Raw genomic sequence first — 22437 nt, 5'->3', positions numbered from 1 at the left:
TTTGACTATTCTTGACCATCTCTTACTTTAGTATAATAAAAAGAAAAGTACTAAGCAAAACTATCGCTCAGTCTTCTTTATTATTTCCTTCGATTTGCTGCTCGGAACGCAGTCGCTCACGGAATAGATCGGCTCTGAAAATATCCCTTTCCTCCGCCGTCAATTCTGCACCGGCATATTGTTGGAGAAAACCGGGCTGCATGAAAATCATCAATTCATTCAATATGGACATGTCCACATCCTCGATGATGCCGAGGTCGATGCCTAGACGGACGTCCGATAGGCAACGAGCCGCTTCGCCTGAAGGCAGCAACCTTGCATATGTGATAGTGCCGAGCGAACGGAAGAGCTTATTTTCCAATGCGACGCGCGATTTAGAAAGGAGGATTTCGCGGGAGCGCCTCTCGTGGGCGATAAGCCGAAGAGCTACATTTTTCAAATCGGAAAGGATCTCTTTCTCCGGTTTGCCCAATGTCGTCTGATTTGAAACCTGATAAATGTTGCCCGGCGCTTCGCTTCCTTCTCCGTAGCTGCCTCTGACGATCATTCCAAGCCTCGCAATCGCCGGAATGATGCGCTCGATCTGCTTCGTGATTGTCAATGCCGGCAAATGCATCATGACCGATGCCCGCATGCCCGTGCCTGTATTTGACGGACAGCTCGTTAAGTAGCCGAAATCCTCATCGAAGGCATAAGGAAGTTCATTCTCCAAAAAGTTATCAACAGAGTCCGCATGCTCATATGCATTTTCCAGCTGGAAACCTGGATAGATGCATTGAATGCGGATATGGTCCTCTTCGTTCACCATGATGCTCAGCGTCTCATCTTCCGAAAGAATGACCGCCCCATGGCGCTTCACGTCCGTCAATTGCGGACTGACCAAATGCTTCTCAACGAGCACATGCCTTTCAAGCGCCGGGAGCTCCGACATCTTCATATAGGCATACCCTTTTTCGCCGGAAGTAAGCAAGGCGGCCGAAACTTGCGCGTCAACCTTTTGTGCCTCTTCTGTCGTGAACGCGATCGGGAATCGGTACCCCCTTAGATTCCGGGCCAAGCGGATCCTTGTCGACATGACGATATCCGAATGCTCCCCATGCGACGTCATCCAACCTGTGACGGCGCCTTTCATGAATTTATTGATCGACATCGCTGCCATCACCTCCATTGCCGCACTCTGCCAAACGCTCTTTCAGCGCCTTCGCTTCATCCCTCAATGTGGCGGCATCTTCAAAACGCTCCGCCATGATCGCATCTTGCATGCTCAACCGGATTTCCTCGATTTTCTTCTTCAAAGCGAACCGCTCATTAAAGGATTCAGGTATTTTTCCGACATGCGTCGTATGTCCGTTATGAAGCTTGCTGAAAACGCGCGGCAGTTGCTCTCTGAACGTGTCATAGCATGTCGGGCATCCGAATTTACCAATGTCCAGGAATTTCCTGAACGTCAATTGGCAGTCCGGGCAAGTCGGTCCTTCCGGCATGCTGTCCCTTGACTGCTGAAAAGGCTGTACCGATTCGCTTCCGCCGAACCAATGGGAAAGGAATTGTTGGATCGACAACGGTTCCTGGTTTGGATCGAAATGAAACATTTGTGTTTGGAACGCGCATTTCTCACATAGATGGCGTTCCGTAGATCCGCCCATGCCTTCCTGGGTGAAAATCACGGAAGCCGGCCGTTCTTTGCAATTGTCGCATAGCATAGTGTGCACCTCGTATTCGTCAAATTCTAGTCAAGCTGCTTGTAAATAAGCGTCTGAAGCATCGCCTGCAAAATCCGTGCCCGGATCATGTCGCGTTCCGGCAATGGATAATGCAATGTCGTCCGGTCCACTGCTGCGAGGATGATCCTCCCCTCCCTTTCCGAAACGACTTCTTCTTTTAACAGCCTGTAAATGATCCCCTCGGCCATCGTATAGGTTGCGCCTTGTTGGATTCCTTCTAAAATATGTTCGATCAATTCTTTATGCGAATTTGTCTGGACGCGATAAATCCGGATGTATCCTCCGCCTCCTCGTTTCGATTCGACTGCATAGCCTCGTTCGACGGTGAAGCGTGTGTTGATGACATAGTTGATTTGCGAAGGGACGCATTGAAATTTCTCGGCCACTTCGCTTCGTTTAATTTCCACGGTCCCGCTATCTTCTTTTTCGATAATCGCCTTTAAATACCCTTCAATAATGTCGGAAATGTTTCGCATGATGTCACCTCTTTTCTTCGGGTGTTAAGCCATTGACTTTGACTATCTTTGACTTAATTGTACATGAAAATACATCTAGCGTGCAATTTATATGCAGATTAACAGTCACCTTTCTTCGCCTTCGGGCAGTCTGTGCTTTTGAATAAACTCTTATAATTAAAATTGCTTGTAAATGTTGATTTCTGTTCCGAGCGGACGCTTTCCAATCGAACAGCGTAGGGTTCGATTTGCCGTATTTCTGCGCACTTTGCAGAAATTAAGGCAGCTACTACTACTTCCTGCTCGTAACGCTGCGCTTTTACTCGCAAAAGCCGTTCCCGCTGGAGTCGCCGCTCTGCACTCCAATCAACTGGGACAGTGGGTAAAATTTCAGGAAAATGATTTGCTTCCAAAAACGCATAAAAGGCATCCCCTGAAATTCCGGGGGCTGCCTTTATTTTATTCAATTGTAGCGTTCTTCAGTTCCTTGACCGGCAGGAAGAGTTCACCGGTTTCGTAATAGGTGAGGACGAGGTGGTCGCCTTCTTGGATGTAGATCGCCAGCGGGACGGCTTCGGTTGAGACGATATAGTTTCGCCCATCGTCGGCAAGGATGGAAACGATTGTGAAGTCGCCGGCGCGTTCTTTATAGACCCGGACGACGTTGACTGCCGCCTTACCTTCCTCAGCGTTGGAGCTGCCGTCGACTGTGCTTCCGCCGCGCTGCAAGGCTGTTTTATAAAGTCTCAGTGCTTCATTCGGTGAAGTGGCATACACGGAGATTTCCGGGTTCGCCGCTGAGACGATGAAGTAGTTTTGCAGGAAGCCGTTCGAGTCGAGAACCGGCGTCAACCAGCTCGCTTCGCCATAAAAGTTGTAGAGCACCGGCATTTCCCCGGACCATTTCTTCTCAATGAATTTCTTCTCGATAATTTGAAGGGCCCCTTGTGAATCCATATACGATTCTTCAAGATTACCAGTATAATAAGTCGCCTCGCCCGTGCGTCCGTCTGTCAACGCATAGCCGAGCATCGAGTCGACCTCTTCTTTCGGACTCGTAAAGTCGGTGAAATAAAACATATGGCCGTTTTCGTCAAATACCGGGCTGACATTCGCCTCCGTCCCTTCGTCTGAAGGAAGCTTCACATCTTTCTTCCCGACGATTGAATTCCAGAATCCGTGAACGTATTTTCCGAAATAGCTATTTTGGAGGCTCACCGCTTCAGGTGAAACGGCCCCGTCGATGAATTCTGGGACCTGCGAAAGTGGATATTGATTCACTTCTCCGGTGCCCGGATCCACCATGACAATCCCTTGGACATCGAACCCATTCCTTGCCGTAATGAAGTTTCCGTACGAACGGATGTAGTGCGGCTTCCCTTCATCATCAATTTCAAGCTGTACGTCGCCGTAAAAAATGAGTTCCGGCGCCGCCATCCGCATATGCCGCTCCACTTGTTTGTGGAAGTAGGAGGAAGGCGTGTACGACATTTCCGTTTTCACGAACTTCGGGTTGTCCGCCGAATCGGTTGCGCTCATTGTGAAATAGCCAGGCGTCGTCTTCCCGTTCAGCCATTTGAAGAAGCCCGAAAATTCGACAGGTGCGATATAGACAAACTTCCCATCCACCTTTTGGATCTGCAGATGGCCGAGCTCGTAATAGCTCGTATTCGGCACTTGGCCGAATGCTTTTTTCATTTTATTCCGAGCGAATTGGGGCGGAACGCTTGCAGGTGTCTTCGTTTCATCAAACGCCTTGATTTCCACCTGTTGGTCCATTTCGACCGCTTTATATTTTTGATTTGCATTAAAGAGCGGCGCACTTAGGATGAATGCAGTTCCTGCCAATGCCATTAGCGCAAGGATGACTTTGAAGCTGCGCTCTTTACCGGTTGAGTACACGACGCCGGCAATGGCTACAAGAAGGAACAACGCCCATAAGGAGGTCCAATTCCTGTCCAGATTTGTGACGTAATAAAGGCCGAATGTGAGAATCGCCATAAGCACAACTGTCGCCGACAGCGCCCCGATTCTATTGAATGCGGGCTGTCCCTCTTTGGAAACCGACGTGAACGGCACGATAATCATTGCGGCAACGATGCCGACAACGATCGAAAATAGAAGTAAATTTATCATTTAAACACTCTTTTCTATTAAAATTAAACCTCTCCTACTATACGGATGAAGCTACTAAACGATTCATACTTTTGATGATGAATTTGAATCCTTCTCCCTTCCCCTAACGTACAGAACATGGAAGGGAGGAGTCGAATCGATGCAAAAGAACTTTTCACAATCCGAAAAACCGCCTAGTGAAATGTCAAAGGCAAAATGGTTTTATTATTATTTTGTCCTTACACTGATCGGTTTGCTTGGCATAGGCGCTTTGTATTTATTTTTCGTCATGCTTCCCGAAGGGGTGTGGCTTTTGAACTTGCTGATCGGCGGCATTGCTCTTTTCCTTGGCTGGGTGTTCGTCAAAATTCTTCTGTTGCCACGCCAAAAGGGATCGACAACGTTCAAAAAAGTGCAAAATGAGACTGGCTACACGACTTATTTCATAAACGAGTGGACCGGCGAAACAGAATCCGTCTCTTTCCGCTATGACCAAATCACAGATCTGCTCATCGGCCTTTGGACAAATCCCAAATTCAAGGGAAGGAAAAATGATTATGTCGGAGCGCGTCTCCTGTATCGGTATGTGGAGGATGGGGAGATGAAGTATTTCGAGACGGTCATCATCAGTGAGCCGTCTCTGGATGAATGGATCGAAACGATCCGGAAGCACCGGATTCCTGCGCGGATAACGAACCGGAACATATCTGCCGTCAAGGAAAACCAGTTTGATGAAATGCTTGAGACGATTGAGGCGGAACCATTTGACGGATCCATCTCCCTCAAAGACTATTTCATGCTGCAAGAGGACTTTTCCCTTTGGCAGCCGCCATCAATGGAAAAAGGCGATCCGCTCAGTTGAAATTCATCAACTTGAAGGATCGCCTTTTTCATTTTTATATTGCGCGTCTCACCTTTAGCACCTTATACATCCTGTGTCCAAAGTATCCGGCAAGGATCGATAACAGAATGTCTTTCGGCAGCGGCGGCACCATCCACATCCACGCCACCTTATATGTGAACGCGTCAGGCGCTGCAGCCCAAAGCTTGTATGCAAAATACATCCAGTTCGTCCCAAACAGATAATTCACGACGAGACCTACAAGTCCTGCGACAATGTAACTTCGTAAACTTCCATTCTTTTCGACAATTTTCCCCGCAACATATGCGACCAATATGAAAGAGACGATGAAACCAAATGTTGGAAGTAGTATAGCGCCGAAGCCCCCATAGAACTTCGCAAAAACAGGTGCCCCTGCCAATCCCACGACCGCATAAACCGTCATCGAAATTGCGCCAAGACGGCTTCCAAGAATTAATCCTGCCAAGACGGCGAAAAAGGTTTGCAACGTAATCGGCACCCCGCCAATCATAAGGAACGGCACAAACGTTGTAATATTCGCTCCGATCATCATCAATGCCGCAAACATTCCACAATAGACGAGACTAAGCGGGCTCATTCCGCTTTTTGTTTTCACTGTAACTGTTGTCATAATCCACCTCGTGATTTGAGTTATCTTTAATAGAATAAAAGTTAACTTAAATTGTGTCAACCTGTTTTTATTTTGAGTTAACCATCATTACGGAGTAAAAAAACCGACAGCTAAATTGGCTATCGGTTCGTGTATCAACGTCAGTTGTCTTCGCTTTTCGGAAATAAAAAATGGGCAATAATCCCGCTTAGGATGGCGGCGCCTATTGTTATCCACACTCTGGATGTCCCAGGTACTTCTTGAAAGTTTTTGGAGAGCATCCACCATGAAATACCGGCGACAAGGAGTGCGATCGGAACGGCAAATTTGAAAATCCTCAACGTATTCACCTTCTACTTTTTGTTCATATGCCAATTCTATCACAATTCGGCTATTGACGTATCAAACAATTAACGATATGATGTTTTAAATTATTCAAACAACTGCATAACCATTTCTTATCAAGAGAAGCTGAGGGACTGGCCCGTCGAAGCTTCAGCAACCAGCCGTATTCGGTCAGGTGCTAATTCCAGCAGGTCGCTATCGGCTTGGCAGATGAGAAGGAGCGAGCTACATCGCATATTCAAAGCCTTCTTTTTTCAGCGAAGGCTTTTTTATTTTTCAATTCTGTCGAAATTTTTTGTATGGGAAATTGCAGAGATGAAGAAAGGATGATTTCTTATGAGATTGCTTGATCGGTTGAAAGATAATGTACTAGTGGCGGATGGCGCGATGGGGACGCTGCTTTATTCATATGGCATCGACTTCAGTTATGAGGAATTGAACGTGGAGAAGCCTGAAATCATTGAGAAGATCCACCGCGAATATATCGATGCAGGGGCGGATGTCATCCAGACGAATACATATGGCGCCAACTCGCTGAAGCTTGCTCGTTACGGATTGGAGAACCGCGTGAAGGAATTCAACGAGGCGGCGATCCGGATTGCGAAGCGCGCAGCCGCGCCAGGCAATCAGTACGTGCTCGGCACGATCGGCGGGTTGAGGGGCATCCGGAAAAGCGATGCGTCGCTTGCCGAAGTGCTTACAATCGTGAGTGAACAGGCGGATGCTTTGCTGTCAGGTGACCCTGATGGACTGTTGCTTGAAACGTATTATGATTTTGAAGAATTGTCGACGGTCGTCACCGAACTGCGGAAACTCACAGATGTTCCGCTCATTGCGCAAGTCGCGATGGATGAGCCCGGTGTGCTGCAAAATGGAATGCATCTCAATGACGCCCTTCATCAGCTCGAATCGCTTGGTGCGGATATTGTCGGCGTCAATTGCCGGTTAGGCCCTTTCCATACGATACAGGCATTTGAAAACGTGACGATTCCGGAGAAGGCGTTCTTGTCCGCAGCCCCGAATGCAAGCTTGCTTGATGTCGAGGACGGCAGGATTGTCTATGCTTCCGAAGCCGATTATTTCGGACGGGCGGCAACATTCCTTCGCGAAGAGGGCGTCCGTCTGATCGGCGGATGCTGCGGAACGACGCCGAAGCATATCACGGCTGCGAAAAAGCAGTTGGCTGGGCTGCCGCCAGTGATAGAGAAAACCGTTTCCCCGCAGAAGCCGATCATCATCCGTGAAGCGGAGCCTGCAAAACAGGTCCCACTTCACATAAAAGCGAAGACGGAGCGGACGGTCATCGTAGAGCTTGATACACCGCGCCATTTGGAAACGGAGCAATACTTTGAAGGCGCGAAACAATTGCAAGCAGCCGGAGTCGACGCCGTCACGTTGGCGGATAACTCACTCGCCTCCCCTCGCATCAGCAATATGGCGATGGGATCGATGTTGAAGCATGAACATAATATACGTCCGCTCGTCCACTTGACGTGCCGTGACCATAACTTGATCGGACTGCAATCCCATCTCATGGGGCTCGACGCGCTTGGCATCCATGACATCCTTGCCGTCACGGGCGATCCGACGAAAGTTGGCGATTTCCCTGGCGCAACGAGCGTCTATGACGTCTCCAGCATGGAGCTCTTGCAGCTCATCAAACAATTGAACGAAGGAATTTCATTCACAGGCAAGCCGCTTCGCAAAAAAGCGAAATTCTCGGTCGCCGCGGCGTTCAATCCGAATGTCCGCGTCCTTGACCGCGCCGTGCAGCGGCTTGAAAAGAAAATTGAATGCGGGGCGGATTATTTCATCACCCAGCCCGTTTACACGAAAGAGAAGATCGTCGATATTTACGAGGCGACGAAGCATTTGGATACACCGATCTTCATCGGTATCATGCCGCTGACGAATATCCGGAACGCGGAATTCCTGCATCATGAAGTGCCGGGCATCAAGCTATCCGAAGAAGTGCTCGAAAGGATGGCCGCATGCGGGGATGACCGTGCAAAAGCGACACGTGAAGGCATCGATATCGCGAAGGAATTGATTGACACAGCCGCAGAATACTTCAACGGCATCTATATCATTACACCGTTCCTCCGCTACGACATGTCGTTGGAACTGATCAGCCATATTAGAAAGCTAGACGCGGAGAAGGAGAGGAGTATTGTCCATGCCTAAACATCCAATTGAACAACAATTGAAAGATAGAATCCTCATCATAGACGGAGCGATGGGCACGATGCTGCAAGCGGAAGACCTCTCGGCAGACGATTTCGGCGGAGAGGAATACGAAGGCTGCAACGAATACTTGAACATTCTTCGACCCGATATCCTTGATAAAATCCACCGTGCCTATTTGGAGGCGGGGGCGGATATTATCTGCACGAACACATTCGGGGGCACTCCCCTTGTACTGGACGAATTCAGCCTCGGCCACCGCACCTCTGAAATTAATAAAAGAGCTGTGGAAATCGCGAAACAGTGCGCAACCGATTATTCGACACCCGATTGGCCGCGTTTCGTCGCCGGAGCGATCGGCCCGACAACGAAGACGCTTTCCGTCACAGGAGGCATTACATTCGATAAGCTTTCCGAAGACTTCTACGTCCAAGCGAAAGCTTTGATCAAGGGCGGCGCCGATCTTTTATTGATGGAAACGAGCCAGGATATGCTCAATGTGAAAGCAGGAACCATCGGAATCAAGCGGGCTTTTGACGAAACGGGCACCGAGCTACCTGTCATGATTTCGGGGACAATCGAGCCGATGGGAACGACATTGGCCGGGCAAAGCATCGAGGCATTCTATATTTCCATCGAGCATATTAAGCCGCTTTCCGTCGGATTGAACTGTGCGACGGGACCGGAATTCATGACCGATCACCTGCGCTCACTTTCCGATCTTGCGACAAGCTTCGTCACTTGTTATCCGAACGCCGGACTGCCCGACGAAGAGGGCCATTATCATGAATCGCCGGCATCCTTATCCCAGAAGCTGAAAGGGTTTGCGGAAAAAGGATGGCTGAACATGGTCGGCGGCTGTTGCGGAACGACTCCTGACCATATCCGTGCGATCCGAGAGGCGGTTGACGGCCTCGCACCGCGGCAGCAGCCTGAGGACGGGCATGAGCACGCCGTTTCGGGCATTGAACCGTTATTGTATGATCCTTCAATGCGTCCGCTATTGATCGGCGAGCGGACGAACGTCATCGGGTCCAGGAAGTTCAAGCGGCTGATCGTCGAGGAGAAATTCGAGGAAGCGTCCGAGATCGCGCGTGCTCAAGTGCGCGGCGGCGCCCATGTCCTCGATATCTGCCTCGCGAATCCTGACCGGGATGAGCTCGAAGACATGAAGAACTTCATGCAGGAAGTCGTCAAAAAGGTGAAAGTGCCGCTCGTCATCGATTCGACCGATGAAAAAGTCATCGAAGAGGCATTGAAATTCTCGCAAGGGAAAGCGATCATCAACTCCATCAACTTGGAGGACGGCGAGGAACGATTCGATGCGGTGCTCCCTCTCGTGAAGAAATTCGGTGCAGCCGTCGTAGTCGGAACAATCGACGAAATCGGGATGGCAGTGACGCGGGAACGGAAGCTCGAAATCGCGGAACGTTCCTATGATCTTTTAGTGAATAAATGGGGAATCGCCCCTGAAGATATCATTTTCGATCCGCTCGTGTTCCCTGTTGGAACGGGTGATGCACAATACATCGGGTCCGCAGTTGAAACGATCGAGGGCATCCGGCTGATCAAAGAGAAAATGCCGAGATGCTTGACAACGCTCGGCGTGAGCAACGTGTCGTTCGGGCTGCCCCCTGTCGGCCGGGAAGTGCTGAACGCGGTGTACTTGTATCATTGCACCCAGGCCGGACTCGATTACGCGATTGTCAATACAGAGAAGTTGGAACGGTATGCTTCCATTCCGGAAAAGGAAATCAATCTGGCGAACGACCTCCTCTTCCATACGACGGATGAGACGCTTGCGGATTTCACTAATTTCTATCGGGATAAGAAGAAGGAGAAGACCGAGGACGATATTCCGAAGACGGTTCCTGAACGGTTGGCTTATTATGTCGTCGAAGGGACGAAGGAAGGGCTGATCCCTGATTTGGAAGCCGCGCTCAAGATGTACGATACACCGCTCGAGGTCATTAACGGACCGTTGATGGAAGGGATGTCGGAAGTCGGCCGCCTATTCAATGATAACCAGCTGATCGTCGCGGAAGTTTTGCAAAGTGCGGAAGTGATGAAGGCGTCGGTTTCATTCCTCGAGCAGTTCATGGAGAAGAAAGAGGATGATTCCGGCAAAGGGAAAATCGTGTTGGCGACGGTCAAAGGGGATGTCCATGACATCGGGAAAAACCTAGTCGACATCATTTTGAGCAATAACGGGTACCGCGTCATCGATATCGGCATTAAAGTGACGCCTGCGACGTTGATTGACGTGATTCGCAAGGAGAAGCCGGATATTATCGGGCTGTCCGGATTGCTCGTGAAGTCGGCACAGCAAATGGTGCTCACGGCGCAGGACTTCAAGGCGGCAGGCATCGATACGCCTGTCATGGTCGGCGGCGCTGCATTGACGCGCAGATTCACGGAGACGAAAATCGCACCGGAATACGACGGCCCTGTCATTTACGCGAAAGATGCGATGCAAGGGCTTGATCTCGCCAACCGTTTGCAAGGCGGCGACAAAGAGGCGCTGCTGAATGAACTTGTCGAGAAGCAGGAGAAGCGTTTTGAGACGGAGGCGATCCGTGCTTCAAGGGATACTGCCGTTGCCGTATTGCCGAGACCTGTGAAGACAGTTCGGGAAGACGCGCCGGTGTTCGTCCCGTCCGATTTACGCAGACGCGTGCTAAGGGATTATTCCGTTTCGCATTTGTATCCGTATGTCAATATGCGGACGTTGATCGGACATCATTTAGGGTTGCGCGGCAATGTCGACAAGATGCTTGCAAATGGTGAAGAGCGCGCAGTGCAGCTCCACGAGATGGTGACAGGATTCTTGGAATCGGGCAATCTGTCGGCGTCTGGCATGTATCAATTCTTCCCCGCACAGGCGGACGGAGACGATGTGATCATTTATGATCCGGAAGATGCGAAGACGGAAATCGAGCGTTTCACGTTCCCTCGCCAAAGCAAGGAGCCGTTCCTCTGCCTCGCCGACTATTTGAAGACGGTGGATAGCGGCGAAATGGACTTTGTCGCGCTTATGCAAGTGACAGCAGGCCACGGCGTTCGAGAGTTTGCGAATCAGTTGAAAGCGGAAGGGAAATTCCTCGAAAGCCATGCGTTTCAAGCTACAGCGCTTGAACTCGCGGAAGGATTTGCGGAGCGTGTCCATCAGGAAATCCGCGACCAATGGGGCTTCCCGGACGCTACCGACTTCACGATGCGTGACCGGTTCGCAGCCAAATACCAGGGACAGCGCTTCTCGTTCGGCTATCCGGCTTGTCCGAACCTTGAGGATCAGGCAAAGCTGTTCGGTTTGCTGAAACCGGAGGACATCGGCGTCCATTTGACGGAGGAATTCATGATGGAGCCGGAAGCATCGGTGTCGGCCATCGTATTTGCGCATCCGGATGCACGGTATTTTAATGTAGATTGAAATTGAGTCGCCTCCTGTTCGGGGGCGGCTTTTTTTGTTCTAATACAAAAAGCTGTCCCTTTGTGTCGATATGCTCGACGCCAGGGACAGCGCATTTTACCGTTGAAATGGTCTTCTTTAGAAGCCGAAGAAGCCTCTGCGCCCTCTCCCGAAACCAGGCCCGAAACCAGGCCCGAAGCCAGGCCCAAAGCCAGGTCCCTGCCCAGGGAATATCGGTGCGCCCATTACGTTTTCCGCTGTTTCGGTGAAATAGTGTCGCGGCACAATAACTGGATGCTGCCTATTCACATCTACAATCGGATGAATAAATGGTTTTTCAACCGGGAAGAAACTGTCCGTGCAACGATACTGCGGCGGGCAAATAGTCGGTTGGAGCCGCGGTATTCCACAAGTTCCTCCACAGCGCCCTCCACAATGTCCACAGAGTCCATGGTGCATCATCATCTTCACTCACCCCCTCTATCTATTACATGTGAAAATGGACGGGGCATACGGGCGAGCAACTATGGACGCCAGAAATTCAATGGTTATTTATACTGTGCACTTGTCCTTGCATGATGTGTTATTTCCCTTTCATATCTTGAAATGCCTGCAGCGCTCGATCTCTCGCCGCGGCGTGATCTACAATTGGTGAAGGATATGTCACGCCAATTTGTATGCCGGCCTCCTCTAAAACAGATGCAGGCGCTACCCAAGGCTTGTGAATATATGGGGCTTGCAGACGGGAAAGCTCCGGCACCCATTTCCGTATATAGTGGCCATTCGGGTTAAACTTTTCGCTTTGCAGGATCGGATTGAAGATTCTAAAGTAAGGGGCGGCGTCAATGCCGCATCCTGTTACCCACTGCCAGCCCGTGGCGTTGTTTGCGGCGTCGAAGTCGAGGAGCGTATGCTTGAACCAGTTATAGCCTTCTTGCCACGGAATTAATAGATGTTTGACTAAAAACGAGGCGGTTACCATTCGAACTCGGTTATGCATCATCCCCGTCTCCCATAGTTCTCGCATGCCTGCATCGACCAATGGATAGCCTGTCTGCCCCAATTTCCATTTCATAAGTTGCTCATCTGTTCCTTGCCAAGGGAAATCTAGAAATTGCTTTCGCAACGGGTATCGGATGATGTCCGGATTGTGGATGAGCTGGTGATAAGCAAAGTCACGCCATATAAGCTGTTTAAGAAATGTGTGGATGGATTGATGGACCGCGGCTTCATGTGTTTCTTCGCTTAACGATTTTGCGGAATGCCACATCGCCTTCACGCTAATGTTCCCTGCAGCAAGATACGGCGATAGTTCGGAGGAGGAGCCACTTGAAATAAAGTCCCTCTTCGCATGATAATTAGACATTCCGTCCTCCAAGTATCGTTGCCATTTTTCAACCCCTACTCGCTCCCCCGGCTTCCAATACGCGTGAAACTTCTGATGCCACTTGTTCGTGTCGATGATCCGTAATTGATCCAACGTAAGTGTTTGAATCCCTTGTTCGATTCCTTTTATTTCCGATGGAAAGGGCAGCGGACGGGCGACAACTTCTTGCATGCACCTTTTCCAAAAAGAAGTGAACACTTTATAAGGCTCGCCTTGTTTATTCACAAGATTGGGGTTGAATAAAAGGTGTCCGTGAAATGCTTGCACCTTTTTCCCAATCGATTCGAGTTGAGCTGTAATCCTGCTTTCCTTGCTCCGTTCAGCGGGCTCATAACGTCCATTGAAATAAACGGCATCTGCTTCAGCCTCATCCATCACCTCAACAAACGCCTCAAACTCATCTCCAGCTTTAATAAAAAGCTTCAAGCCATGTGCCTGAAGCCCTTTTTCAAGTGTTGCGACTGAATGGTAGAGCCACCATGAAGACGCTTCACTTTCCGCATATTCGCGCTTATCTTCTTCTGACCAGATAAAGACAGGGATGACCAATCCTTCTTTCGCCGCCTCCGATAATGCGGGGTTATCATGTAGTCGAAGATCTTTTCTAAACCATACAACTGTTTTTTGCATCATTTTCATCCTTCTTGGCAGGCGTCAATTCTTCTTGCTGTAGGAGAACACCGTCTGTCATTGTATATACTTTGTCACAATAACTAATGAGGCGTGTATCATGCGTTACGACGATGCTCGTCGTTTTCTTGTTTTTCGTTTCCCTCTTTAACAACTCCATTACTTCGTACGCCCGGTCAGAGTCTAAAGATGCTGTCGGTTCATCAGCCAGGATAATAGACGGGTTGCTATATAATGCCTTTGCAATGGCGACACGTTGCCGCTCACCACCTGACAAGTCGGATGGGTACTTGCCTCGCAAGTCGCCAATGCCTAAGTCTTTATAAAGCCGTTCCATCTCGTCAACATTCATATTTCCCTTTTTCACTTGGTTTAATAGCTTCATTTGCTTTGCCACTGTCAAGAAAGGTATTAAATTCGAAGCTTGAAGGATGAACCCGATTTCATTCAATCGGATTTGTGCGCGTTCTTTTTCAGTCATCTTCGTGACATTCTGTCCATTCAAGACGACTTCCCCGGAAGTCGGGGTAAGCAAACCCCCGACGATGCTTAGAAATGTACTTTTCCCGGAACCCGAAGGTCCGATAATCGCAATTAATTCCCCCCGGCTTGCCTGGAATTCCGTGTTCTTTAACGCATCCACCTTTTTATGGCCGCTGCCAAATGTTTTCGTTACATGATTTAACTCCAGAACAGTCATCATTTACCCTCCAATCGCTTTCAATGGATCCACCCGGACAATCGTCCATACTGAAAAAACGGCTCCTGCAATAGCTACGACGACAAGAACTGCCCCGTATATGAGCATCGTCGGCAAGTCGAAGGACACGGGAACAGCGGCTGGCAGGAAGGCACCCGTCGTCAACGTTAACGCCAATCCGATCATGACGCCGATTGCCGCTAATAGGAAGGTCTGCGCAACAACCGATTTCGATAGATAATAATTGGAAATCCCTTGCGCTTTCATCACACCGAACATACTTATTTTCTGGACAGTTAACACGTATAGGAAAATGGCTACAATGACTGCTGATATGGCAAATAGGAAATAGATCATGAACGTCAAGGTCAGATTTTGTTCGGTGTAGCCGGGCAAGTTTTGAATGAATTCTTCTATTTCAATGACTTGCAAAGCATCGTCTTGAATGACATTGTCCCCTCCATTCCGGATGACGATTCCATTGATGCGATCATTGTTTGCTTCCGCACCTTCTCCATACTTAGCTTTGTGGAAAGTGTCAAGGTCGGCGTAAAGAACCGGCGCCGCATTGAACCAGGCTTTATCGGTAAAGCCGACAATCGTTAATTTTTCTGTAGAGGATGATAAATGAAGTTCATCCCCAATGCTAAACCCTTCTTCTTTTAATGAATTGGCCGCAATCACTTCGTTCATTCCCACAAATGGCTTACCTTCCGTCACTTCCGGCATGATGAATTCGTCTTGTCGAATTCCAAAAAGTGATACATTCGTCTTATGATCACCATTCCCGGCAATCGCGCTCAGTTGGCCTATGACTGCAATTTCTTCAGCCTTTACCGCTTCGGCTTGTTCGATGAACATAGAGGATTGATAGAGACTCTTATCCGATTCCTCCGTTAAGATAATGGAAGACGCTTTCCATTTATCGACCGATTCCCGATTCAAATCCTTCAAGCCTGTTGCTAGGCCCGATAGGAAGAAGACGAGATAAGCGACAAGCATGAGGACACCCGTGATCAGTACAAACCTCAGCTTATTCTTTTGGATTTCATTCCACGCGAGAAACATTTTCCACACTCCTTGCGGCTTCTTTTATTTATTCAATGATTGTATGTTCATTATGAAGAGATGAGAACTAGTTGTCAAAGGTTTGTATAGTGTTAAAATAAAAGCATTGTACACCATATCCAACAGTCATGTATAAGGTTACTCATCCAACATTGTACAACCCTGTTATTTCCGCTATACTTTACGCAAAGAACATTCGTTAGGAGGGGCAGGTTTGGTAAGAGTCAATACAAATAATCGTTATTATATCCAACAGGTTGCAGACATGACGGGGCTTTCCAAGCAGGTCATCCGCAAATGGGAAGAGCGGTACAATCTTATCCGCCCCGAGCGACTTCCAAACGGCTACCGTATCTATAGCGAGAAAGACATCAATCTCCTCTTGCATGTCAAAACACTTTCTGAAGAAGGCATGCCAATCCGGCAAGCGGTTCAACTGGCCGATAAAATGGGAGGAGAGACAGTTATCTCCCCCAAGGAACCATCGCTCCAAATGAGCAGGTTGAATGAGTTCGTCCTTCAATTATTGGAAAAAGGAAATCGATGCGATGAACTCGAATTGATGATCACCCTTCAACAGGCCAATTATGAAGTCGGGCTCTCCGCTTTGTTGGATCAAGTAATCACACCTTTTTTACAAGAAGTCGGTGATCGATGGGAAAGAGGAGAATGGGATGAATACCAGGAATCGGTGTCTAGCCTCGCCGTCCGTGATTATCTCGTGCAGCTCCGCAGAAACAATCAGCATCATCCGGAAGCCCCAGTGGCTCTCGCCGCATGCCTCCCATATGAACGGCATGAAATTCCGCTTCATATCGTCCTGTTACAATTCATGCTGAAAGGATGGCGCACCTTTCTAGTCGGCGCTTCCCCCGCCCCGGGTTCCATCGAGGCAGTGATCCAAAAGATTCGGCCTGACATCGTCATTCTCTCAGCGTCCTCTTCCATCCCTTTTGAAGAGGATCCTGACCTATTGGAGAAACTTGATGCATTTGCGGCAAAGCAGCCCAATTGCCAGTTTTTCATCGGCGGCAAAGGAGCGATCGCACAAAAAGCTGCAAAAGAGCTGCATGCAATCCACCTGACGGATGATCTAGAAGATGTGTGGGAGCGTATTGAAATTGGAAAGTAACTATACGGCTTATTTGGTATCAAGCAAAAAGCTGTCACAGTAAATCAGCCTTAACTGACTTTCTGGACAGCTCGAATTAAAGCTTTTGACTAGTTTGCCGTTGAATCAGACGGTTTTCGTACCAACCGTCACCCGGTCATCATTCGGATCACCGAGGACGCCCTCCGTCTGCGCAACGACAACTGCGCAAGCCGCATCACCTGTGATGTTGACTGCCGTGCGCACCATATCGAGCAGTCGGTCCACTCCTAAGACGAGTGCAATTCCTTCGATAGGCAGGCCGACAGATGTCAAAACCATCGCCAGCATGATCAGCCCTGCACCCGGCACGGCAGCCGTCCCGATGCTGGCAAGGACCGCGGTGAGGACGACGGTGAGCAACTGCCCCATTGACAGTTCGATGCCAAAGGCTTGAGCTATGAAAACAACTGCCGCCCCTTGCATGATTGCCGTTCCGTCCATGTTGATCGTCGCCCCTAAGGATTGTGTGAAGGAGCTGATCGACTCAGGCACTTTCAGCCTCTCTTGTGCGGTTTTCATGGAAATCGGAAGCGTCGCCGCGGAGCTCGCCGTACTGAAGGCGACGACCTGCGCCGGAAAGAAGTTCTTGAAGAACCAGATCGGATTCCGCTTGCCGAGCAAGGACACCGTGCCGCCATAGACGACGACCGAGTGAATGAGAAGTGCCCCTAGGACAACAACCATATACATCCCCATCGCCCGCAGCGCGTCGAATCCTTGACTGCCGACTGCTGATGCAATCAATCCGAACGCTCCGTATGGCGCAAACTTCATGACGAAGGTGATGAGATACATGATGAGTTCATTCGTCTGCTCCAGCAATTCGGTCACTCGCTCCACCCGCTTGCCGAGCATTGCGATCCCGAATCCGACCAAGGCTGCAAAGAAGATGATCTGCAGCATATTTCCTTCCGCCATTGCAGAAATCGGGTTTGTCGGGATGATCCCCAACAACGTTTCCGTGACAGGTGGTGCTTCCGCAGCTTCATAATTTGCTCCTGATGTGTCAAAGTTTCCTCCTGCACCCGGCTTCAGCAAAAGGGCCAAAGCAAGTGCAATGATGATGGCGATAGCCGTGGTTGCAAGGAAATACCCTAACGTCTTCCCGCCAATCCTCCCCAGCTTCTTAGGATCCCCTATGCCAACCGTTCCAAGCGCGATGGAGACGAAGACGACCGGGATGACAAGCATCTTCATGAGGTTAAGGAAGATGGTTCCTAACGGCTTGAACAGGTACTTGTCCGTGAATCCAAAAGTGTCAGGGGCAAATAAGTTCAGAACCAGTCCGACAACGACACCCGCAATGAGTGCGATAATAATATTGCGTGCTAACTTCATGGCGATTCCTCCTCCATCTATTTTTCGGAAGCAATAAAGTAAAAATGCTCTCATTTATGCTATCTATCTATCCCTTGTTTTTTAAATTTTGAAACTTCGAACCTTGTAGAATTCGCAATAAAAAAGAGCTGCCCCCTTTGATTCGAGACAGCCCTGTTACACCTTCTTATTGATATGTCAGTGGTAATTCATTTGGATTAAATCCGGCAGCTTCTTTCATATTCTTTGTGTACTGCGGATAATGGACAGGAGAACCTTCGTCAATCATCTCAAGTGAAGCGATGAAATCCAGATCCTGCCTCAATTCCATTTCTTGCGGATCAATGAATACGCGTTCCATTCAATCACTCTCCTTCATATGTTACCCAAGGCAAATGTGACAGGAAAAGAAGATAATGTCCATGATTGGAAAAATCGCGGGATTATCTTACGCTACTATTAGTATACCGAATTTTCTGTATTAAGTAAAGAATTGTAGATTGTGTTTCATTTTGTCCGATAAGGATATAATGAATCTAAGCACGATGGAAGGAGATACCATGATGAAGCGGATTGTATTATTCGATGGTGAATGCAATTTTTGCAACTCAAGTGTGCAGTTCATTATAAAACGGGACCCTGCAGCGCACTTCCTATTTTCTTCATTGCAAAGCGAGACCGGGGAAAAGTACGTGAAGCAATTTAACATTCCGGATGACATTGACAGCATCGTGTTGATTGAAAATGGAAAGGCGTACACGAAATCTTCAGCAGCCCTTCATATCGCAAAAAAGCTGGATGGCCTGTGGCACCTCTTGTTTCTATTTATACTCGTCCCACGTAAAATCCGTGACGGCTTTTACGACTATTTCGCACGCAACCGCTATCGCTGGTTCGGCAAAAATGAGGATGCGTGCATGCTTCCTTCTCCGGATGTAAGAAAACGATTTATATAACATTATTCGGGCGCTTCTTCGATTATGAAAGGCGCCTATTTTTTATTTTAATCTTTCAGAAGTGGACTAATGAATATAAAAAGGTTCCGGATGCCCGGAACCTTTTTATGCTTGTTGCTGAAGTTTTTCGTTCTCCTCCGACGTGAAGGCGCGGGACCGTGTCAGGAATCGCTTCCCTTCCACCCCTTCCAAGGAGAACATGCCTCCCCTGCCTTCCACAACGTCAATGATCAGCTGGGTATGCTTCCAATAGTCAAATTGATTTTTATGCATGTAGAACGGTGTCCCGCCAATATGTCCGAGAAGGACGTCCTGATCTCCGATGATCAGGTCGCCGTCCGGGTAGCACATCGGGGAGGAGCCGTCGCAGCAGCCTCCCGATTGGTGGAACATCAATGGGCCATGCTTCCCCTTCAATAATTCAATCAACTCCAGAGCGGCGTCCGTTGCAAGAACGCGTTCGGGCATTGGCATTCCTCCTTTCATTCAAAAATCAAGAATCTATCTATTAAAAGAAACCTAATTTGTCTTCGCTGTAGCTGACGAGCATATTTTTCGTCTGTTGATAATGCGACAGCATTTGCAGATGGTTTTCACGGCCGATTCCGGATGCTTTGTAGCCTCCGAATGCGGCGTGTGCTGGGTACGCATGGTAGCAGTTCGTCCAGACGCGTCCCGCTTCAATGCCACGCCCGAAGCGATATGCCGTGTTCATGTCGCGTGTCCAGACGCCCGCTCCTAAACCGTATAATGTGTCGTTCGCAATTTCTAACGCTTCTTCCTTCGTTTTGAATGTCGTGACGGAAACGACCGGTCCGAAGATTTCCTCTTGGAAGATGCGCATCTTGTTATTCCCTTTGAAGACGGTCGGTTTGACGTAATAGCCTTCCGCCAGCTCTCCTCCGAGTTTGTTCTGCTCTCCACCAGCGAGGCACTCTGCCCCTTCCTGTTTCCCGATATCAAGGTACGAAAGGATTTTCTCCAATTGCTCCGTTGATGCTTGCGCGCCCATCATGACTGTCGGATCGAGCGGGTTCCCGGTCTTGATCGCTTTGACGCGCTCGATTGCACGCTCGATGAACTTGTCATAAATGGACTCCTGGATCAATGCACGCGAAGGGCATGTGCACACTTCCCCTTGGTTCAAGGCAAACATGACGAAGCCTTCAATCGCTTTATCCAAGAATTCATCGTCTTCCGCCATGACGTCTTCGAAGAATATATTCGGCGATTTCCCGCCTAACTCAAGCGTCATCGGAATCAAGTTCTGTGATGCATATTGCATGATGAGTCGGCCTGTCGTCGTCTCGCCCGTGAATGCGATTTTGCCGATTCGAGGATTCGACGCAAGCGGCTTACCCGCTTCAAGGCCAAAGCCATTGACGATATTGACGACGCCTGCAGGCAATAGGTCCTCAATCAATTCCATAAGAACCAAAATGGATGCTGGTGTTTGCTCCGCCGGCTTCAGCACGACACAGTTCCCCGCAGCGAGTGCAGGCGCAAGCTTCCAAACCGCCATCAAAAGCGGGAAGTTCCAAGGGATGATCTGGCCGACGACCCCGATCGGCTCATGGAAATGGTACGCCACTGTATTGTTGTCGATTTGGCTGACGCCGCCTTCTTGAGAACGGATTGCCGAAGCGAAATATCTGAAATGGTCGATTGCGAGCGGCAGATCGGCATTCAATGTTTCGCGGACCGCTTTCCCGTTTTCCCACGTTTCCGCAACGGCAAGCATTTCAAGATTCGCTTCCATGCGATCAGCGATTTTCAATAGGATATTTGCGCGTTCCGTAACGGACGTTTTCCCCCAAGCGTCTTTCGCAGCATGGGCTGCATCCAACGCAAGTTCAATGTCTTCCGCAGTTGAACGCGCGACTTGTGTAAACACTTTCCCCGTGACAGGCGTCGGATTGTCGAAGTATTGCCCATTCACCGGGGCAACCCACTTGCCGCCGATAAAATTATCATAGCGTTCCTTAAAATTTACCTTTGCCCCTTCCGTGTTCGGAAATGCGTAAACTTGATTCTCAACAGCTTGTACCATGTTCCATTCCTCCCTATTCTTTATAGATTGCTATAGTAAGTGCAAAAATTGCACACAAAGCCACCATATGCGCAGGTCTGCAGCGCTATTCGATTTGAATGCGCTTACATTTAATGAATGAAGAGTCTGTGAATTCCATTCTATCTGACTATATAAATTATTGCAAGTTACATAGTTTTACGCCATTGTTTAACATTTGTTAATTCCTCCGTAATAATTTGTTCATATTTTCCTCTTACAATGAAACCAACGAGTACATGAGAGGAGTTTTTACTATGGCAAATTCATTTGGCAAACGTTTCGTATCGACAGTCGGGGCTGGCATTCTAGGGTCTGCGCTGACGCTCGGCGTCGTGGCGAATACGGACATCTTACAGGCAAAAACAGAGAAGGCGGAAACGGCAGCGGCTGTGTCGGAGAATTCCTCCTCTAGCCCGAATTTCATTCATACTTCGGCGAATGCTCCAACGTCCCTGTCCGATATGGTGGAGCATGCATCGAAAGGGATTGTCGGTGTATCGAACTTCAAAAATACAGGCAACCGCTTTGCAGGCAACTCGGAGCTTTCGGAATACGGGACGGGCTCAGGCGTCATTTATAAAATCGATGGCAATGACGCGTATATCGTGACGAATAACCACGTCATCGAAGGCGCAGGCAAAATTGAAGTGACATTGCAAGGCGGGGAGAAAGAGACGGCTGAATTGATCGGAAGCGATGCGTTGACAGATTTAGCCGTATTGAAGATCAGCAGCAAACAGGTCGACACAGCCCTTGAATTCGGGGATTCCGACAAATTGCGGGCCGGCGATTCGGTCGTCGCAATCGGAAATCCGCTCAGCTTGGACTTTTCCGGCACCGTCACACAAGGCATCATTAGTGCACCTTCGCGTTCCATCGACGTGAAAACGACGGCAGGAAACTGGGAGATGAACGTTATCCAAACGGACGCGGCAATCAACCCCGGCAATAGCGGCGGCGGGCTTCTGACGACTGACGGCAAAGTAATCGGCATCAACAGCCTGAAAATCGCGGAAAACGGCGTAGAAGGCCTTGGCTTCGCAATTCCGAGCAATGATGTCGTTCCATTGCTTGACCAAATTACGAAAAACGGGAAGATCGAGCGGCCTTATATCGGCGTCGGCCTCGCGGATTTGGCCGAAGTTCCGTATATGTATGTACAAAACCTTCCTGAGGAAGTGAAAGGCGGCGTGATGGTCGCAAGCGTCGACCCAACATCTGCAGCAGGCAAAGCGGGATTGAAAGAGCAGGACGTCATCACTGCGATTAACGGAACCGACATTAACAACTCCATGGAGCTGCGGAAATTCCTTTATTCCGAGCTTAAGATCGGAGATAAAGCGACGCTCACCGTTTACACAGGTTCCCAAAAACGGACGGTCGAATTGACGTTAACAAGCAATTCACCTGTTGAATAAACGAAATAAACACCTCTGCCATTTCAAATCGGC

General features: G+C 49.0%; 21 protein-coding genes and 1 riboswitch. Of the genes, 6 read left to right on the top strand and 15 right to left on the bottom strand.

The genetic code is table 11. The features are described 5' to 3' along the window. Positions 1–67: 67 nt before the first annotated feature. The 5 genes from ACFPTP_RS01400 to ACFPTP_RS01380 all read right to left on the bottom strand — a co-directional run bounded on the left by ACFPTP_RS01400 (position 68) and on the right by ACFPTP_RS01380 (position 4315). The gene (locus ACFPTP_RS01400; RefSeq protein WP_381441607.1) at positions 68–1150 is read right to left on the bottom strand and encodes a protein arginine kinase; all 1083 of its coding nucleotides are present in this window, start codon (positions 1148–1150) and stop codon (positions 68–70) included. Next, complete coding sequence (locus ACFPTP_RS01395; RefSeq protein ID WP_381441606.1) at positions 1137–1703, bottom strand: nucleotide excision repair protein; 567 nt, start codon at positions 1701–1703, stop codon at positions 1137–1139. Before ACFPTP_RS01395 ends, ACFPTP_RS01400 begins: the two co-directional genes overlap by 14 nt. Positions 1704–1729: 26 nt before the next feature. Then, positions 1730–2200 carry a CtsR family transcriptional regulator gene (locus ACFPTP_RS01390; RefSeq protein ID WP_381441604.1) on the bottom strand — a complete coding sequence of 157 codons (471 nt, stop codon included), beginning with the start codon at positions 2198–2200 and terminating at the stop codon, positions 1730–1732. Positions 2201–2298: 98 nt separating this feature from the next. Continuing rightward, positions 2299–2646 (bottom strand): hypothetical protein, encoded by a 348-nt coding sequence (locus ACFPTP_RS01385; protein WP_381441603.1) that lies wholly within the window; start codon positions 2644–2646, stop codon positions 2299–2301. Then, positions 2639–4315: a hypothetical protein gene (locus tag ACFPTP_RS01380; protein ID WP_381441601.1), complete on the bottom strand. Its 1677-nt coding sequence runs from the start codon at positions 4313–4315 to the stop codon at positions 2639–2641. Before ACFPTP_RS01380 ends, ACFPTP_RS01385 begins: the two co-directional genes overlap by 8 nt. A gap of 139 nt (positions 4316–4454) precedes the next feature. Here ACFPTP_RS01380 and ACFPTP_RS01375 point away from each other — a divergent pair, with 139 nt between their 5' ends. Next, positions 4455–5156 (top strand): hypothetical protein, encoded by a 702-nt coding sequence (locus ACFPTP_RS01375; protein WP_381441600.1) that lies wholly within the window; start codon positions 4455–4457, stop codon positions 5154–5156. A 34-nt stretch (positions 5157–5190) separates the two neighbouring features. On the opposite strand, the gene ACFPTP_RS01370 is transcribed toward ACFPTP_RS01375, so the two are convergent. Both ACFPTP_RS01370 and ACFPTP_RS01365 read right to left on the bottom strand, forming a co-directional pair. Further along, entirely contained in the window at positions 5191–5787 is a 597-nt protein-coding gene (locus ACFPTP_RS01370) for a biotin transporter BioY (RefSeq protein WP_381441598.1), read from the bottom strand. A gap of 140 nt (positions 5788–5927) precedes the next feature. Further along, positions 5928–6107 carry a histidine kinase gene (locus tag ACFPTP_RS01365; RefSeq protein WP_381441596.1) on the bottom strand — a complete coding sequence of 60 codons (180 nt, stop codon included), beginning with the start codon at positions 6105–6107 and terminating at the stop codon, positions 5928–5930. 114 nt (positions 6108–6221) lie between these two features. After that, a riboswitch (SAM riboswitch) is annotated at positions 6222–6328 on the top strand. Positions 6329–6447: 119 nt separating this feature from the next. On the opposite strand from ACFPTP_RS01365, the gene ACFPTP_RS01360 reads away from it, so the two are divergent. After that, positions 6448–8295: a bifunctional homocysteine S-methyltransferase/methylenetetrahydrofolate reductase gene (locus ACFPTP_RS01360; protein WP_381441595.1), complete on the top strand. Its 1848-nt coding sequence runs from the start codon at positions 6448–6450 to the stop codon at positions 8293–8295. Next, complete coding sequence (gene metH, locus ACFPTP_RS01355) at positions 8288–11725, top strand: methionine synthase (RefSeq protein ID WP_381441593.1); 3438 nt, start codon at positions 8288–8290, stop codon at positions 11723–11725. The genes ACFPTP_RS01360 and metH overlap by 8 nt, the downstream gene beginning before the upstream one ends. Positions 11726–11842: 117 nt before the next feature. On the opposite strand, the gene ACFPTP_RS01350 is transcribed toward metH, so the two are convergent. The 4 genes from ACFPTP_RS01350 to ACFPTP_RS01335 form a co-directional block, all read right to left on the bottom strand. Continuing rightward, positions 11843–12169 (bottom strand): hypothetical protein, encoded by a 327-nt coding sequence (locus ACFPTP_RS01350; RefSeq protein WP_381441591.1) that lies wholly within the window; start codon positions 12167–12169, stop codon positions 11843–11845. 118 nt (positions 12170–12287) lie between these two features. After that, complete coding sequence (locus ACFPTP_RS01345; protein WP_381441589.1) at positions 12288–13721, bottom strand: cryptochrome/photolyase family protein; 1434 nt, start codon at positions 13719–13721, stop codon at positions 12288–12290. Next, complete coding sequence (locus ACFPTP_RS01340) at positions 13696–14421, bottom strand: ABC transporter ATP-binding protein (RefSeq protein WP_381441588.1); 726 nt, start codon at positions 14419–14421, stop codon at positions 13696–13698. The genes ACFPTP_RS01345 and ACFPTP_RS01340 overlap by 26 nt, the downstream gene beginning before the upstream one ends. A 3-nt stretch (positions 14422–14424) precedes the next feature. Then, positions 14425–15489, bottom strand: coding sequence for an ABC transporter permease (locus ACFPTP_RS01335; RefSeq protein ID WP_381441587.1), 1065 nt, complete (start codon positions 15487–15489; stop codon positions 14425–14427). A 214-nt stretch (positions 15490–15703) separates the two neighbouring features. Between ACFPTP_RS01335 and ACFPTP_RS01330 the strand changes: the two genes are divergently transcribed. Beyond that, positions 15704–16621, top strand: coding sequence for a MerR family transcriptional regulator (locus tag ACFPTP_RS01330; protein WP_381441585.1), 918 nt, complete (start codon positions 15704–15706; stop codon positions 16619–16621). Between the two features lie 105 nt (positions 16622–16726). Here the strand turns inward: ACFPTP_RS01330 and ACFPTP_RS01325 are convergent, their stop codons facing one another. Together ACFPTP_RS01325 and ACFPTP_RS01320 are read right to left on the bottom strand one after the other, a co-directional pair. Then, positions 16727–17980 (bottom strand): dicarboxylate/amino acid:cation symporter, encoded by a 1254-nt coding sequence (locus ACFPTP_RS01325; protein ID WP_381441584.1) that lies wholly within the window; start codon positions 17978–17980, stop codon positions 16727–16729. A gap of 166 nt (positions 17981–18146) precedes the next feature. After that, positions 18147–18320 carry a hypothetical protein gene (locus ACFPTP_RS01320; RefSeq protein WP_381441582.1) on the bottom strand — a complete coding sequence of 58 codons (174 nt, stop codon included), beginning with the start codon at positions 18318–18320 and terminating at the stop codon, positions 18147–18149. A gap of 202 nt (positions 18321–18522) precedes the next feature. Here ACFPTP_RS01320 and ACFPTP_RS01315 point away from each other — a divergent pair, with 202 nt between their 5' ends. Next, positions 18523–18915, top strand: coding sequence for a thiol-disulfide oxidoreductase DCC family protein (locus tag ACFPTP_RS01315; RefSeq protein ID WP_381441581.1), 393 nt, complete (start codon positions 18523–18525; stop codon positions 18913–18915). 105 nt (positions 18916–19020) lie between these two features. On the opposite strand, the gene ACFPTP_RS01310 is transcribed toward ACFPTP_RS01315, so the two are convergent. Together ACFPTP_RS01310 and adh are read right to left on the bottom strand one after the other, a co-directional pair. Continuing rightward, positions 19021–19383, bottom strand: a complete 363-nt coding sequence (locus ACFPTP_RS01310; protein WP_381441579.1) for a DUF779 domain-containing protein — start codon at positions 19381–19383, stop codon at positions 19021–19023. Between the two features lie 40 nt (positions 19384–19423). Further along, positions 19424–20965, bottom strand: a complete 1542-nt coding sequence (gene adh, locus ACFPTP_RS01305) for an aldehyde dehydrogenase (protein WP_381441578.1) — start codon at positions 20963–20965, stop codon at positions 19424–19426. Between the two features lie 275 nt (positions 20966–21240). Between adh and ACFPTP_RS01300 the strand changes: the two genes are divergently transcribed. Next, positions 21241–22404, top strand: a complete 1164-nt coding sequence (locus ACFPTP_RS01300; RefSeq protein WP_381441576.1) for a S1C family serine protease — start codon at positions 21241–21243, stop codon at positions 22402–22404. Positions 22405–22437: the final 33 nt, after the last annotated feature.

The sequence above is a fragment of the Sporosarcina koreensis genome, assembly GCF_042655825.1.
In the GTDB taxonomy this organism is placed as follows: domain Bacteria; phylum Bacillota; class Bacilli; order Bacillales_A; family Planococcaceae; genus Sporosarcina; species Sporosarcina koreensis.
The sequence above is the reverse complement of the archived record's forward strand: the minus strand, read 5'-3'. Positions and strand labels throughout refer to the sequence as shown.